Origin of the sequence: Duganella sp. BJB1802 (genome assembly GCF_013369445.1) — a bacterium.
In the GTDB taxonomy this organism is placed as follows: domain Bacteria; phylum Pseudomonadota; class Gammaproteobacteria; order Burkholderiales; family Burkholderiaceae_D; genus Rugamonas; species Rugamonas vulcania_A.
Genome location: NZ_JABWEF010000012.1, coordinates 191,701 through 204,830, shown reverse-complemented (window position 1 = coordinate 204,830; position 13,130 = coordinate 191,701). Strand labels below are relative to the sequence as shown.

The following is a 13,130-nucleotide window of genomic DNA, read 5'->3' as shown; positions in this document are numbered from 1 at the left end:
GGAGTACCATAGCGGGATCATCGATTGCTCTTGCTGGACACCTCATGACCGCCTCGACCGCCATGCCGCCCGTGTTTTTGCATCCCCTGGCCGATCGCAACGGCGTGCCCTCGGCGTTGCTGCTCGACGCCGGCGGCTTGCAGGCCGACGCGGTGCCGGCCGGCGCGCTGCAGGAGCTCGCTTCCGGCAGCATGAGTTGCTATTACCGCGCCGGCCAGGCCGAGGCCGTCAACCATATGCTGGACGAGGCGGGCTGGCAGCCGCTGCCCGCCGACAAGGTCCACCACAGCGACGGCGCGCTGGCCGCCGAGCTGCCCGCCGGCGCCAACTGGATCGAGGGCGACTGGTTCCTGGCGCCGCCGCCCAAGCCGGTGGGCAGCCAGGCCGCCTCGCGCGCGCTGGCGCTCAAGCTGGTGCAACTGGTCTCGGCCGACGCCGACACCCACGAAATCGAAGCGCTGTTGCGCCAGGACCCGACCTTGTCCTACCACCTGCTGCGGCTGGTGAACTCGCTGGGCATGGGCACCGGCCGCCGCGTCACCAGTTTTTCGCAGGCCATCCTGATCCTGGGCCGCTCGCAGCTGCGGCGCTGGCTCAACCTGATGCTGTTCTCGTCGCGCGAGGCCGACCAGCGCTCGGCCATGCTGCTGGCGCGGGTGTCGGTGCGGGCGCGGCAGATGGAGCTGCTGGCCAAGGCCGCCGGCCACGACAAGCCGCACCAGGAGCAGGCCTTCATGGCCGGCATGTTCTCGCTGCTTGGCGTTCTGTTCGGCATGCCGCTGGCCGAGGTGCTGAAGCCGCTGACCATCAGCGAAGCCGTGCAGCAGGCGCTGCTGGCGCGCGAGGGCGAGCTGGGGCAGTTGCTCGACGTGGTCGAGGCCGCCGAGCACGACGATCTCGCGGCGCTGACCCAGGGCCTGCAGGCGCTGCAGATCGACGGCGCCAGCTTCAACCAGATCCAGGCCGAGGCGTATTTGTGGATGCAGGGCGTGGCGGCGGGCAAGGCGGGCAGTCCCCATGCGTGACGCGATCGAGCTCTGCCTTGCGCTGAGCCGTCAGGCCCGCGGCGAGTCGGGCGAGGCGCTGGCGGCCACGCTGTCGCGGCTGGACGCGGCGCTGGCCGAGGCGCACGCCGGCCTGCCCGAGCCGGCGGCGGCCACGGCTGACGCGGTGCTGGAACTGGACCTGGCCGGCTACGTGACCGGCTGGAGCGAGGGCGCGCGGCAGATGTTCGGCTACGCCACCGGCGAGGCGGTCGGGCAGCACGTGCTGTTCCTGTACGCCGAGGGCGACGACGACGGCAACATCGCCGAGCTGTTCTTCGAGCACGACGGCAGTCCTGCCGGCGGCGCCCACACCGAAGTGCGGCGGCGCCGGAAGAACGGCGAACTGATCTGGGTGAACCTGCACCTGCTGCTGCGTCACGACGAGGCCGGCGACCCGGTCGGCATGCTGGTCAAGTTGTCCAATGTGGACCAGACGCTGTCGGCGGCGGACAAGGTCAACCTGCACGCGCGCATCATCGAGGACAGCGACCAGGGCGTGCTGATCACCGACGCCCACGAGCGCATCGTCTCGATCAACTCCTCGTTCACCCGCATCACCGGCTACACGCCGGAGGAATCGATCGGCAAGACGCCGGACCTGCTGCGCTCCGGCGTGCACGACGCCGAGTTCCGCGCCAAGGTGCGCTCGGCCATGCAGGGGCAGGGCCCGTGGCGCGGCGAGATCATCGGCAAGCGCAAGAACGGCGAGCTGTTCCCGCAATCGGTGACGATCAGCGTGGTGCGCGACGAGCAGGGCAAGATCAGCCACACCTTCTCGCTGTTCTCCGACATCAGCGTGCACAAGGACGCCGAGGCGCGCATGCAGCGCATGGCCAACTACGACCCGCTGACCGGCCTGCCCAACCTGTGCCTGCTCAACCAGCTGGTCAGCCAAGCGCTGACCGAGACCAAGCGCTCGCAGGAGCATGGCGCCTTGCTGGTGATCGAGATCGCCCGCATCGGCGCCATCAGCGACACGCTGGGCCACGACATCGGCAACGGCCTGCTGTGCGAGATCGGCCGACTGTTCCGGCTGGCGCTGCGCGAGGCCGACGTGCTGGCGCGGCTGGACGGCCACAAGTTCGCGGTGGCGCTGCTGCACGTGGAAAAGCGCGAACATGCCGCCATCGTCGCGCAAAAGCTGCTGGCCACACTGGCCGCGCCCATCGTGATCGCCGGCCACAGCCTGCAGGTGGGCGGCCACATCGGCATCACCGTCTACACCGAGGACGGCACCGACGTCCCGACCTTGATCCGCTACGCCGACGTGGCGATGAACAAGGCGGCGCAGAGCATCGAATCGGCCTTCCTGTTCTACAGCGAGGAAATGAACCAGCGCGCCAAGGAGCACCTGCGCATCGAGAGCGAGCTGCGCCAGGCGCTCGGCAACAACGAGCTGCTGTTGTACTACCAGCCCAAGGTCAGCCTGCGCAGCGGCCGCATCGTCGGCGCCGAGGCGCTGCTGCGCTGGCGCCATCCGGTGCGCGGGCTGGTGTCGCCGGGCGTGTTCATCCCGGTGGCGGAGGAGACCGGCCTGATCCTTGAGCTCGGCAGCTGGGTGCTGGAGGAAGCCTGCCGCCAGGTGCGCGAATGGAAGGACGCCAACCTGATCATGCCGCCGATCGCGGTCAACCTGTCGGCGCGGCAGTTCGACAGCCAGCTGCCCCGGCGCATGGCGGCGGTGCTGGAGCGGCACGGCGTGCAGCCCGACCAGATCAACCTGGAGATCACCGAGAGCCTGCTGATGCGCGGCACCGACAACGTGATCGCCATCATGAACGAGCTGGTGGCGATGGGCATGGCGCTGGCGCTGGACGACTTCGGCACCGGCTACTCCAGCCTGGCCTACCTGAAGAAATTCCCGATCAGCACCCTGAAGATCGACCGCTCCTTCGTCGTCGGCCTGCCGTACGAGGAGAACGATTGCGCCATCGCGCGCGCCATCGTCACCATGGCGCAGCAGCTGCGCCAGGAGATCGTGGCCGAAGGCGTGGAGACCGCCGAGCAGATGAGCTTCCTGCGCGAGCTGGGTTGCGACCAGCTGCAGGGCTATCTGTTCAGCCAGCCGATTCCGGCGGCCGAGTTCGCCAGCATGCTGCGCGAAGGCAAGCGCCTGGCCTTCGGCGGACGCTGACGCGGCCCGATTGGCCTCCTGAAAAATCCCGCGATTGGCATCCCGCCAACGCGCCGTCCGCAGGCACAATGACCCCATGATAGATCTCTACTACGCCGCCACCCCCAACGGCTTAAAAATGACCATGTACCTGGAAGAGGCCGGTATCGACTACCGGCTGATCCGCGTGAACATCGGCAAGGGTGAACAGTTTGCGCCGGAGTACCTGCGCATTTCGCCGAACAACAAGATCCCGGCGCTGGTCGACCACGCGCCGGCCGACGGCGGGCCGCCGCTGAGCATGTTCGAGTCGGGCGCCATGCTGCAATACCTGGCCGACAAGAGCGGCTTCGGCCTGCCGCGCGATCCGCGCGCGCGGCTGGTGGCCCTGCAATGGCTGACCTGGCAGGTGGCCGGGCTGGGGCCGATGGCGGGGCAGATCGGCCACTTCAACATCTACGCGCCGGAGACGGTGCCGTACGCGATCGACCGCTACACCCGCGAGACGCGCCGCCTGTACGGCGTGCTGGACAAGCAGCTGCAAGGCCGCGAGTTCATCGCCGGCGAGTTCTCGATCGCCGACATCGCCTGCTACCCGTGGATCGTGCCGCACGAGGGACACGGGCAGACGCTGTCCGACTTCCCCGACCTGCAACGCTGGTTCGAGGCGATCCGCGCGCGGCCGGCCACCGTCAAGGCCTACGTCGGCGTGGAAAACGTCTACGCCCGCAAGGACCGCGCCATGTCGGACGAGGAGCGCGCCATCCTGTTCGGGCAGGGCCGCGCCGTTTGATACGGATGGGACAAAGCACGAATCGCCGGAAGGTGACAGAATGGGGGGCGCCATAGCACATGGCACCCCGCCGTTCGTTGATCATTTACGGAGACTTCCATGCAAAAACGTACTTTTCTGCTTCGTGGCACCGCAGCGCTGATGTTGGCCGGCCTGGCGCTGGGCGGTTGCACCACCACCACCACGGCCGGCAAGGCCGATTCGTCCGCCGTCCGCACCGAGATCGAGCAGGGCGCCTACTCGACGCTGGAGCGCCTATATGCCGAAGTGAAGGGCTCGCGCGAGCTGGTGCGCAAATCGGCCGGCGTGCTGGTGTTCCCGCGCGTGCTGGCGGCCGGCTTGGTGGTGGGCGGCGAGTACGGCAAGGGCGTGCTGCGCACCGGCGGCCAGTCGGTTGATTATTACAGCGTGGCCTCGGTGTCGGTCGGCTTCCAGGCCGGCGCGCAATCGAAGGCCGTGGTGCTGCTGTTCATGACCCGCGAGGCGCTCGATAAATTCCGCAACAGCAAAGGCTGGACCGCCGGCGTCGACGGCTCGGTGGCGTTGCTGAAGGTGGGCGCCAACGGCGAGATCGACACCACCACCGCCAACAATCCGGTGCAGGCGCTGGTGCTGACCAACGCCGGCCTGATGGCCAACCTGAACCTCGAAGGCACCAAGATCACCAAGCTCAACTTGTGATCGGCCGGCGGCCGGCGCGGAAAAGGCTTTGCCGCCGCGCCGGTTGCGGCTACTCTTACGCTCATCTGTCAACAACGAGGAATATCGATGAGCCGTAACATCCTGGACGAAACCCACATCCACCCGGCCGTGCGCGAGCAGGTCAGCAGTTACCACCGCGAGCTGGTGGCCGAAGTGCAGGCCGCCGTGGCCGCCAACACGGTGGTGGTGGTCGGCATGGGCCTCAATCCCTTCCCGCGCAAGGCCCGCAAGATCCTCGACGGCCTGGGCACGCCCTACCAATACCTGAGCTATGGCAGCTACCTGGGCGGCTGGCGTCCGCGCACGGCGTTGAAGATGTGGACCGGCTGGCCGACCTTCCCGATGATCTTCGTGAAAGGCACGCTGATCGGCGGCGCCAACGATCTGCAAAAGCTGGTCGAGCAGGGCGAATTCGCGCGCATGGTGGCCTGATGCAAACGCTGGCGCTGCGCCTCGACCCCGGCGACGACTTGCGCGCGGCGCTGGCGGCGGCGCTGCGGGCCAGCGGCCACGCGGCCGGCTTCGTGTTGCAGGGCATCGGCAGCCTGAGCGTGGCGCAGCTGCGCTACGCCGGCCAGCCGCAGCCGGACACCTTGCGCGGCGACCTGGAGATCCTGACCCTGGCAGGATCGCTGTCGGCCGATGGCGCGCATCTGCACATGTCGGTGTCGGACGCGCAGGGACGGGTGCTGGGCGGCCACGTGTGCGCGGGCTGCGTGGTGCGAACGACGGCCGAACTGCTGCTGGCGCTGCTGCCCGGCCAGCGCTTCACGCGCGAGCTGGACCCGCGCACCGGCTATCCCGAGTTGAAGATAAGCTAGTCGGGATCGACTTCGTGGAGCTTGTCGGTGAGCTCCTTGAGCGGCGCGGGCACCGCGTCCAGGTGGTAGTGGACCTGGTGCTCCTGCTGGCCCTGGTCCACCTTGAGGTCGTACTGGAAATCCGACGAGCGCGGCGCGTCCTTGACCAGCTTGTCCGGCAGCGCGAAGAAGTCGCAGGCCGACAGCAGCTGCTCGAGCTCGTTCGCCCGCTCCGGCGGCAACTGCGACAGATCGACCGTGCGCGTCTGCGCGCCGGCCGGGCCGGTGAAGCCGCCGGTGCATCGCAACGTTAAACGTGTCATACCATTTCTCCTAAACGACGCCGACCACTTTCCATGCCGCCTGCACCGCGTGCTGCTCGGGCGAATCCGCGCCGTACAGCAGCACCGCCGCCTGCGAGGTGGCCTTGGCCATGTCGGCAAAGCTGGCGTTCGGCGTCAGCAGACCCAGCGCCTTGTACCAGACCGGTCCGGCCTTGTCCCACGAATTGCCCTTGAGCGCGATGGCCGCCGCATAAAAGGCATGGTTGGGGATGCCCGAATTGGTGTGGACATCGCCGCCCTCCACGTATCCTGCCATGGTTTTCGGTTGATCGTCGCCCGACCAGGTAATTTCTTTATTGCCCGGATCGGCCATCGAGCGCAGCGCCTTGCCGACGCCGGGCGCCAGGATGCCCGCGCCGATCAGCCAGTCGGCCTGCTCGACATTCTGCTTGAGCTTCCACTGCTTGATGATGCTGCCGAACACATCGGAGATCGACTCGTTGAGCGCGCCGCTTTGGTTCTCATAGATCAGGCCGCCTGGCACGGCGTGCTGGGTGACGCCGTGGGTCAGCTCGTGGGCGATGACGTCGAGCGCGCTGGTAAAGCCGAGGAACAGTTTGCCGTCGCCGTCGCCGTAGACCATCTGCTGGCCGTTCCAGAACGCGTTGTTGAACTTGTTCTGGTAGTGGACGGTCGAGTCGATGCGCAAGCCCTTGTTGTCGATGGAGTTGCGCTTGAGGACTTCGCGGTAGAAGTCGTAGGTGATGCCGGCGCCGTCATAGGCCTGGTTGACGGCGGCGTCGGCCACCGCGACGCCGCCCTCGGTACGCATCAGCTTGCCGGGCAGGGTGGTCTTGTGGTTGGCGTCGTAGACCGTGCGGCGTTTTTCGCCGACGGCCGCCACGCCCGTCGCGACCGGCGAGATCGAACGCTGGCCGCGCAGGTAGGCGGACGTTTCGCACTGGTCCAGCAGCAGGCAGCGGTCCGCCTGCGAGGTGGCGGCGTCGGCCAGCTTGCGCAGCATGGTGGTCGGGATGATGAAGCAAGTGCAGCTGTGGGCCTGGGTTGCCATGACGTTCTCCTTCACTGATGCAATAGTGTCCTCTTTATACACGGATTCGCAATTTCGGGACGTCACGATTGCTTCTGCAACCAGCTATGGAGTTGTAGAAATGATATGCTTGCATCTCTACTGGCGCTCGGGAGACTATTTTGGCATCCATTTCCTTTTCAGCTTACGCAGGCGTGTTCGACTTCAAGCGGGTGGATCCGGAGACGGGCGAGGAGGGCGTGTTCGTTGAGGACGCGGCCATCCTCAAAACATTGGACGGGCTTGCCTATGACGAGGAAGTCTTTTCAGACTACTTGCTGGACGGAGAAAACGCCGGCGAGCTGGAGGACGCGGGCATCAGTGGCGGCAGCCTTGCATTCAGCTTCGACAGCGCATCGGGCAGGCTGATCGGCCGCACCGAATACCAGCTTGAGCGGGCGCTGAATCCCGACCAGATCGCGCTGCTGAAGGACTACACCATCGGCCAGTGGAGCGACGGCATCGGCTCCAACTTCTTCCAGGAGCGCATGCGGCATGGCCTCGCGCCGCAGTTGCTCGTGATGGATGAAAGCGCTGTACAGGTCGAGCAGCGAGCCCATTAACGGCGATATCAACCATATTATTTATACGGATTCAGGAGTTCTTGCGTGCCAAAATTCAGCATCATCCCGTTTGCGCTGGCCCTGTTGATCGGCCAGGTTCCGGCGCATGCCGAGACCTGGCAGCCATCGCCGGATCAGATCCAGGTTCCGATCTGGCCCGGCGCGGTGCCCGATGCGATATTCGCCCCGAAGCCGGAATCCCTGGCGCAGCGCGACGGCCACGGAGGCTGGCTCCAGGCCAGCGACGTCAGCCAGCCGACCATGACGGTGTATGCGCCCAAGGGCCGGAACACCGGGGCCGCCGTCGTGGTGTTTCCCGGCGGCGGTTTCAAGGTGCTGGCCATGGATCTGGAAGGCACGGAAATCTGCGATTGGCTGACCTCGCGCGGCATCACCTGCGTGCTGCTCAAGTACCGGGTTCCGGGCGGTAACCACTACTACGACGAGAAGTGCAACTGCCACATCACGCCCAAGGTGCCGCGCGCGCTGCAGGATGCGCAAAGGACGATCAAGCTGGTACGCTCCAGGGCGAAGGAGCTGAACATCCATCCCGACAGGATCGGCGTGATCGGCTTCTCGGCGGGCGGCTACCTGGTGGCGCAGACCAGCAATATCCTCGCGTCGGCATACAAGCCGGTCGATGCGGTCGACAAGCTGAGCAGCCGCCCGGACTTTGCGATCGCGCTGTATCCCGGCCACCTGTGCCGGGCCGGCGGCACGCTCGAGCCCAGCATCCGCGTCGGCGCGAAGACGCCGCCGACCTTCCTGCTGCAGGCTTGGGACGACCCGGTCGACCCCATCTGCAACAGCACGCTGTATGCGCGGGCGCTGAACCAGGCGGGCGTGCCGGCGGAGGTCCATCTGTTCGCCAAGGGCGGCCATGCCTTCGGCCTGCGGGACAAGGATCATCCGATTTCGTCGTGGCCGACGCTGGTTGAAAACTGGCTCAAGGATATCGGGATGCTTTAGCCGTTCCGGCCGGCTGGCGCGGCCGCAGCATGTTTGCGACGATCCGCAATATCGTTTGCCGTGGCAGCAAGCGGGGCAGCCATCCCAGCATGCGGTTCGCGCCGCCGGGGACGACGTGGCTGCGTCCGCGATCCAGCGCACGCAGGCTGACTTCGACCACCGTCTCCGCCGCCATCCGCGTGCCGACCCCGGCCTCGGCCGCGCCGACCACATCGAAGAAAGCGGTATCGGTCGCGCCCGGACACACGGCCAGCACGCGCACGCCGCGCGCGCGATACTCCTGCCACAGGGCTTCTGAAAACGACAGCGCGAAAGCCTTGGTGGCGCCGTAGATGGCCATGTAGGGCAGGGGCTGCAAGGCGGCGGTCGACGCCACGTTGATGATGGCGCCTTCTCCCTTGGCCAGCATGGCCGGCAGTGCCGCGTGGCTGAGCTCGACCACGGCCCGGCAATTGAGCGCGATTTCGTCGAGTTGCCGTTCCAGCGGCAGCTGCTCGAAATGTCCGTGCGTCGCGAAGCCGGCGTTGTTGATCAGGATGTCCGGCGTCAGGCCCAGCGCGCCGGCCCTCGCCAGGACGCCGCCGGCCGCGCCGGCCACGGTCAGGTCGGCCGCCAGCGCGACAGCCCGGATGTCGTGGCGATGCGCCAGTTCCCGCGCCAGGTTGTTGAGCTTGTCCTCGGAGCGCGCGACAAGGATCAGGTCCGCGCCGCGCGCCGCCAGTGCGTGGGCATAGGCCAGGCCGATGCCGGACGAGGCGCCTGTTACCATAATGGTGGTGTTGCGATAGTTGAGTGGTCGCATGGTGAATGGATTTGTTGAGGGAGCGCCGACTGTAAAGCGTGGACCATGGTCCACGGTCAAGCGCTGTCTGTGTTTCGATGGGAAGGGAAGCGGTAATGCGTATTGGAGAAATTGCGTCGCGGGCCGGCGTGTCGCGCGACACGGTGCGGTTCTATGAACGCATGGGTCTGCTCAACGAGGCGGCCCAGCCGCATCTGAGCAACAACTACAAGGAGTATTCGGCGCTGGCCTTGCGGCGCATCGAGCTCATCACGCACGCCAAGGCGCTGGGCTTCACGCTGAAGGAAATCGCCGATGTGATCGGCGCCTGGGAGCAGCAGGCGCTGGCGCCGAGCGAAAAGCGTTTGCTGATCCGCGAAAAAATTCGTGAGGTGGAGAACAAGGCGCACTCGCTGGCCGTGCTGCGCGTCGCGCTGTCCGAAGCGTTGGACAAGGTGGAAAGCGGCTGCAGCGACGAACTGCCGGCTTAGCGCGGCCTGGCCTGGCGCAGCGGATCGAGCAGGCTGCGCAGGTCGTTGTGGTCGAGCTCGTACATCAGCGCGATCAGGCCGCCCAGTTCGCCTGAAGGAAAGCCCTCGCGCGCGAACCAGCCCAGGTAGTGGCCGGGCAGGTCGGCGATGACGCGGCCTTTGTATTTACCGTAAGGCATTTCACGCGTCAGCAGCAGGGCAAGTTTTTCGGAATTCATCGTGGAGGGGCGGTACAATCGGGTTGCTATTTTAACTATCTTAACTCTGGCCGAAAAGGACTGTCATGTCATTCAAATCCGTCTTGCTTCTTTGCGCGCTGGCCGCGCCCATGATAGCGCAAGCCGATCCGCAGCCCATCCCCGCTGCCAAGCGCGCCTACATCGGCGACTGGAAGGGCAAGGACATGGAACTCAACATCGAAGCCAGCGGCAAGCTGCACTACAAGCGCAACCAGCCGGGCAAGAACCTCGACCTCAACGTCGATATCCTCGATTTCAATGGCGACAACTTCGACGCGGGTGTCGGCATCCTGCGCAGCACCTTCGTCGTCACCCAGCCGCCGCACCTGCAGGACAAGAAGATGAAAATGACCGTGGACGGTGTCGAATTGACCAAGGCAGAATGATTATTTTTGCTTTCGAGGCAAATATCATTGCCACTTTCGTGTCTGTTTCTCAGTAAAGAAAATCCCGATACTGCATGACATTAACTTTTCAGGAGTGAATGTCATGCCTATTGCCTTGCTGGCGCTGACCATCAGCGCGTTTGCCATCGGGACCACCGAGTTTGTCATTGTCGGCCTGCTGCCGACCATCGCCGCCGATCTGGGCGTGAACCTGCCATCGGCCGGCCTGCTGGTCAGCCTGTACGCCTTGGGCGTGGCCGTCGGCGCGCCGGTGCTGACCGCGCTCACCGGCAAGGTCCCGCGCAAGATACTGCTGGTGTCGCTGATGGTGCTGTTCACCGTCGGCAATCTGCTGGCGTGGAAGGCGCCCGGCTACGAATCGCTGGTGGCCGCGCGCATCCTCACCGGCCTGGCGCATGGCGTGTTCTTCTCGATCGGCTCGACCATCGCCACCTCGCTGGTGCCCAAGGAAAAGGCCGCCAGCGCGATCGCCATCATGTTCACCGGCCTGACCGTGGCGCTGGTGACCGGCGTGCCGCTGGGCACCTTCATCGGCCAGCACTTCGGCTGGCGCGAGACCTTCCTGGCCGTGTCCGCGCTGGGCGTGCTGGCGTTCATCGGCAGCCTGCTGTTCGTGCCGTCGACCATCAAGCACAGCAAGCCCGCCTCGCTGCTGCAACAGGTGAAGGTGTTGGGCGAGCCGCGCCTGCTGCTGGTGTATGCGATCACCGCGCTCGGCTATGGCGGTTCGTTCACTGCCTTCACCTACCTGGCGCCTATCCTGCAGGACATCACCGGCTTCGGCGCCAACACGGTCGGCCTGGTGATGCTGGTGTACGGCGTGTCCGTCGCGGTGGGCAATATCTGGGGCGGCAGGCTGGCCGACCGGCGCGGCCCGGTCGGCGCGCTGAAGATCATCTTCCTCGGCCTGGCCGCCGTGCTGTTCGTGCTGAGCTTTGCGGCGCCGTACAAATGGCTGGTGCTGGCGACCGTGCTGTTGTGGGGCGCGGTGGCCTTCGGTAACGTCGCCGGCCTGCAGGTGTATGTGGTGCGGCAGGCCGAGCACTTCACGCCGCGCGCCGTCGATGTGGCCTCGGGCTTGAACATCGCCGCCTTCAACGTCGGCATCGCCGGCGGCGCCTGGGGAGGCGGCCTGATCGTCGATCATCTCGGCCTGGTGCATACGGGTTGGGCCGGCGGCCTGGTGGTGCTGGGCGCGCTGGGCCTGACCGCGCTCAGCGGCCGCCTGGACCGGCTCGATCCGCGTCCCGCCGGCGCGGGCGGCGAAAAATCCATCCACGCCGTCGCCCACTAAAACAGGGGACCGGCCGCGCGACGGGCGCGGCCGGTGTATATTGGCGGCGAATTGAATCATTGGATCGCCCCTCATGTCTGCTGTTTCCCTGTTCTGCCTGGTCTTCTCCTATTTCGCCTTGCTGCTGCTGGTGGCCTGGCGCACCTCCCGCAACGCCACCAACGACAGCTTCTTCATCGGCAACAAGCGCAGCAACTGGATGCTGGTCGCGTTCGGGATGGTCGGCACCACGCTGAGCGGCGTCACCTTCGTCAGCGTGCCCGGCGCCATCGGCCGCGACGGCTTCGGCTATGTGCAGGTGATACTGGGCTACGTGCTGGGCTACATCGCCGTCGCATACATCCTGCTGCCGCTGTACTACCGCCTGAAGCTGACCTCGATCTACACCTACCTCGAGCAGCGCCTTGGCCCGAGCTCCTACCGGAGCGGCGCCGCCTTCTTCATCCTGTCGCGCACCTTGAGCGCGTCGGCGCGGCTGTACCTGGTGGTCAACATCCTGCAGGCGGCCATCCTCGACAGCCTGGGCGTGCCGTTCTGGCTGACCACGCTGGCCATCCTGGCCATGATCCTGATGTACACCTACCAGGGCGGCGTCAAGACCATCGTCTGGACCGACATGCTGCAAACCGCCGGCATGCTGCTGGGCCTGGCGGTCTGCGCCGGCTGGCTGCTGGGCCAGATGCACCTGAGCCTGCCCGACAGCCTGGCCGCGATGGGCGCGCGCGGCCTGACGCACGTGGTCACCACCTCGATCGACAGTCCCGCCTATTTCTGGAAGCAGGTGCTGGCCGGCTTCTTCATCGTGCTGGCGATGACCGGCATGGACCAGGAGATCATGCAGAAGAACATCTCGGTCCAGACGCTGCGCGATTCGCAGAAGAACATGCTGCTGCTGACCGTGGTGCTGACCGGCGTGCTGCTGCTGTTCATGTTCCTCGGCGGCCTGCTGCACCTGTACGCGCCCACGGTGGGCCTGGCGGCGGCCGGCGACAAGCTGTTCCCGGCCGTGGTGATGCGGCACATGCCGGCCGCCGTGCAGCTGGTCTTCTTCATCGGCCTGGTGTCGGCGCTGTTCCCCAGCGCGGACGGCGCCATGACTGCGCTGACCTCGTCCTTCTGCATCGATATCCTCGGCATGCAGCGCCGTACCGACCTGCCGGAAGCGGCCAAGGTACGCCTGCGCCACCGCGTCCACCTGGCTTTCTGCGCGATCTTCCTGCTGCTGGTGCTGCTGTTCAAATGGGTGGACAACGCCAGCATGATCGGCCTTGTGCTGAAGCTGACCGGCTATACCTATGGTCCGTTGCTCGGCCTGTTCGCCTTCGGCATCCTGACCCGCCGCGCCGTGCGCGACCGCTGGGTGCCGCTGGTCGCGCTGGCCGGTCCTGTGTTGTGCTACGTCATTGATTCCAATCAGAAATTGCTCTTCGGCAGCTACCGTTTGGGCCTGGAGCTGCTTATCATGAACGGATTGCTGGTGTTTGCCGGGCTGCTGCTGATTTCTAAACCGAGACAGTAACGTTGGCATGCAGTATCATTCTTGTAACACCTAATCAAC

At 65.8% G+C, this 13,130-nt stretch carries 16 protein-coding genes; 12 read left to right on the top strand and 4 right to left on the bottom strand.

Features of this window, described 5'->3' with window-relative positions; translation table 11 throughout:
* Positions 1–44: 44 nt before the first annotated feature.
* The 6 genes from HUX88_RS19670 to HUX88_RS19645 all read left to right on the top strand — a co-directional run bounded on the left by HUX88_RS19670 (position 45) and on the right by HUX88_RS19645 (position 5,475).
* The gene (locus HUX88_RS19670; RefSeq protein ID WP_176362851.1) at positions 45–1,025 is read left to right on the top strand and encodes an EAL and HDOD domain-containing protein; all 981 of its coding nucleotides are present in this window, start codon (positions 45–47) and stop codon (positions 1,023–1,025) included.
* Entirely contained in the window at positions 1,018–3,180 is a 2,163-nt protein-coding gene (locus HUX88_RS19665; RefSeq protein ID WP_176362850.1) for a bifunctional diguanylate cyclase/phosphodiesterase, read from the top strand. Before HUX88_RS19670 ends, HUX88_RS19665 begins: the two co-directional genes overlap by 8 nt.
* 76 nt (positions 3,181–3,256) lie before the next feature.
* Complete coding sequence (locus tag HUX88_RS19660; protein ID WP_176362849.1) at positions 3,257–3,952, top strand: glutathione S-transferase N-terminal domain-containing protein; 696 nt, start codon at positions 3,257–3,259, stop codon at positions 3,950–3,952.
* 99 nt (positions 3,953–4,051) lie between these two features.
* Positions 4,052–4,633, top strand: coding sequence for a YSC84-related protein (locus HUX88_RS19655; RefSeq protein WP_117013527.1), 582 nt, complete (start codon positions 4,052–4,054; stop codon positions 4,631–4,633).
* A gap of 87 nt (positions 4,634–4,720) precedes the next feature.
* Positions 4,721–5,086 carry a glutaredoxin gene (locus HUX88_RS19650; protein ID WP_117013528.1) on the top strand — a complete coding sequence of 122 codons (366 nt, stop codon included), beginning with the start codon at positions 4,721–4,723 and terminating at the stop codon, positions 5,084–5,086.
* Positions 5,086–5,475, top strand: a complete 390-nt coding sequence (locus HUX88_RS19645; protein WP_176362848.1) for a PPC domain-containing DNA-binding protein — start codon at positions 5,086–5,088, stop codon at positions 5,473–5,475. Before HUX88_RS19650 ends, HUX88_RS19645 begins: the two co-directional genes overlap by 1 nt.
* Here HUX88_RS19645 and HUX88_RS19640 read toward each other — a convergent pair.
* A complete protein-coding gene (locus HUX88_RS19640) occupies positions 5,472–5,777 on the bottom strand; it encodes a protealysin inhibitor emfourin (protein ID WP_176362847.1) in 306 nt (101 codons plus the stop codon). The two genes, HUX88_RS19645 and HUX88_RS19640, sit on opposite strands and share 4 nt — an antisense overlap.
* A gap of 10 nt (positions 5,778–5,787) precedes the next feature.
* Complete coding sequence (locus HUX88_RS19635) at positions 5,788–6,810, bottom strand: M4 family metallopeptidase (protein ID WP_117013531.1); 1,023 nt, start codon at positions 6,808–6,810, stop codon at positions 5,788–5,790.
* A 140-nt stretch (positions 6,811–6,950) separates the two neighbouring features.
* On the opposite strand from HUX88_RS19635, the gene HUX88_RS19630 reads away from it, so the two are divergent.
* Together HUX88_RS19630 and HUX88_RS19625 are read left to right on the top strand one after the other, a co-directional pair.
* A complete protein-coding gene (locus HUX88_RS19630; RefSeq protein ID WP_176362846.1) occupies positions 6,951–7,391 on the top strand; it encodes a hypothetical protein in 441 nt (146 codons plus the stop codon).
* 45 nt (positions 7,392–7,436) lie between these two features.
* Positions 7,437–8,360: an alpha/beta hydrolase gene (locus HUX88_RS19625; RefSeq protein WP_373886817.1), complete on the top strand. Its 924-nt coding sequence runs from the start codon at positions 7,437–7,439 to the stop codon at positions 8,358–8,360.
* Here the strand turns inward: HUX88_RS19625 and HUX88_RS19620 are convergent.
* Entirely contained in the window at positions 8,338–9,162 is an 825-nt protein-coding gene (locus HUX88_RS19620; RefSeq protein WP_176362845.1) for an SDR family oxidoreductase, read from the bottom strand. The two genes, HUX88_RS19625 and HUX88_RS19620, sit on opposite strands and share 23 nt — an antisense overlap.
* 95 nt (positions 9,163–9,257) lie before the next feature.
* Here HUX88_RS19620 and HUX88_RS19615 point away from each other — a divergent pair, with 95 nt between their 5' ends.
* Positions 9,258–9,632: a MerR family transcriptional regulator gene (locus HUX88_RS19615; RefSeq protein WP_117013534.1), complete on the top strand. Its 375-nt coding sequence runs from the start codon at positions 9,258–9,260 to the stop codon at positions 9,630–9,632.
* On the opposite strand, the gene HUX88_RS19610 is transcribed toward HUX88_RS19615, so the two are convergent.
* Positions 9,629–9,850, bottom strand: coding sequence for a DUF3820 family protein (locus HUX88_RS19610; RefSeq protein WP_117013535.1), 222 nt, complete (start codon positions 9,848–9,850; stop codon positions 9,629–9,631). The genes HUX88_RS19615 and HUX88_RS19610 overlap by 4 nt on opposite strands.
* Before the next feature lie 65 nt (positions 9,851–9,915).
* Here HUX88_RS19610 and HUX88_RS19605 point away from each other — a divergent pair, with 65 nt between their 5' ends.
* From HUX88_RS19605 to HUX88_RS19595, 3 genes are all read left to right on the top strand, one after another.
* Positions 9,916–10,257, top strand: a complete 342-nt coding sequence (locus HUX88_RS19605) for a hypothetical protein (protein ID WP_176362844.1) — start codon at positions 9,916–9,918, stop codon at positions 10,255–10,257.
* A gap of 103 nt (positions 10,258–10,360) precedes the next feature.
* Positions 10,361–11,572: an MFS transporter gene (locus HUX88_RS19600; protein ID WP_176362843.1), complete on the top strand. Its 1,212-nt coding sequence runs from the start codon at positions 10,361–10,363 to the stop codon at positions 11,570–11,572.
* Between the two features lie 73 nt (positions 11,573–11,645).
* Positions 11,646–13,091 carry a sodium:solute symporter gene (locus HUX88_RS19595; RefSeq protein WP_176362842.1) on the top strand — a complete coding sequence of 482 codons (1,446 nt, stop codon included), beginning with the start codon at positions 11,646–11,648 and terminating at the stop codon, positions 13,089–13,091.
* Positions 13,092–13,130: the final 39 nt, after the last annotated feature.

Bases quoted from the DNA above. Each gene is read 5' to 3' on its own strand.
- HUX88_RS19670 (WP_176362851.1), top strand. From the start codon at position 45: ATGACCGCCTCGACCGCCATGCCGCCCGTGTTTTTGCATCCCCTGGCC.
- HUX88_RS19665 (WP_176362850.1), top strand. From the start codon at position 1,018: ATGCGTGACGCGATCGAGCTCTGCCTTGCGCTGAGCCGTCAGGCCCGC.
- HUX88_RS19660 (WP_176362849.1), top strand. From the start codon at position 3,257: ATGATAGATCTCTACTACGCCGCCACCCCCAACGGCTTAAAAATGACC.
- HUX88_RS19655 (WP_117013527.1), top strand. From the start codon at position 4,052: ATGCAAAAACGTACTTTTCTGCTTCGTGGCACCGCAGCGCTGATGTTG.
- HUX88_RS19650 (WP_117013528.1), top strand. From the start codon at position 4,721: ATGAGCCGTAACATCCTGGACGAAACCCACATCCACCCGGCCGTGCGC.
- HUX88_RS19645 (WP_176362848.1), top strand. From the start codon at position 5,086: ATGCAAACGCTGGCGCTGCGCCTCGACCCCGGCGACGACTTGCGCGCG.
- HUX88_RS19640 (WP_176362847.1), bottom strand. From the start codon at position 5,777: ATGACACGTTTAACGTTGCGATGCACCGGCGGCTTCACCGGCCCGGCC.
- HUX88_RS19635 (WP_117013531.1), bottom strand. From the start codon at position 6,810: ATGGCAACCCAGGCCCACAGCTGCACTTGCTTCATCATCCCGACCACC.
- HUX88_RS19620 (WP_176362845.1), bottom strand. From the start codon at position 9,162: ATGCGACCACTCAACTATCGCAACACCACCATTATGGTAACAGGCGCC.
- HUX88_RS19615 (WP_117013534.1), top strand. From the start codon at position 9,258: ATGCGTATTGGAGAAATTGCGTCGCGGGCCGGCGTGTCGCGCGACACG.
- HUX88_RS19610 (WP_117013535.1), bottom strand. From the start codon at position 9,850: ATGAATTCCGAAAAACTTGCCCTGCTGCTGACGCGTGAAATGCCTTAC.
- HUX88_RS19605 (WP_176362844.1), top strand. From the start codon at position 9,916: ATGTCATTCAAATCCGTCTTGCTTCTTTGCGCGCTGGCCGCGCCCATG.
- HUX88_RS19600 (WP_176362843.1), top strand. From the start codon at position 10,361: ATGCCTATTGCCTTGCTGGCGCTGACCATCAGCGCGTTTGCCATCGGG.
- HUX88_RS19595 (WP_176362842.1), top strand. From the start codon at position 11,646: ATGTCTGCTGTTTCCCTGTTCTGCCTGGTCTTCTCCTATTTCGCCTTG.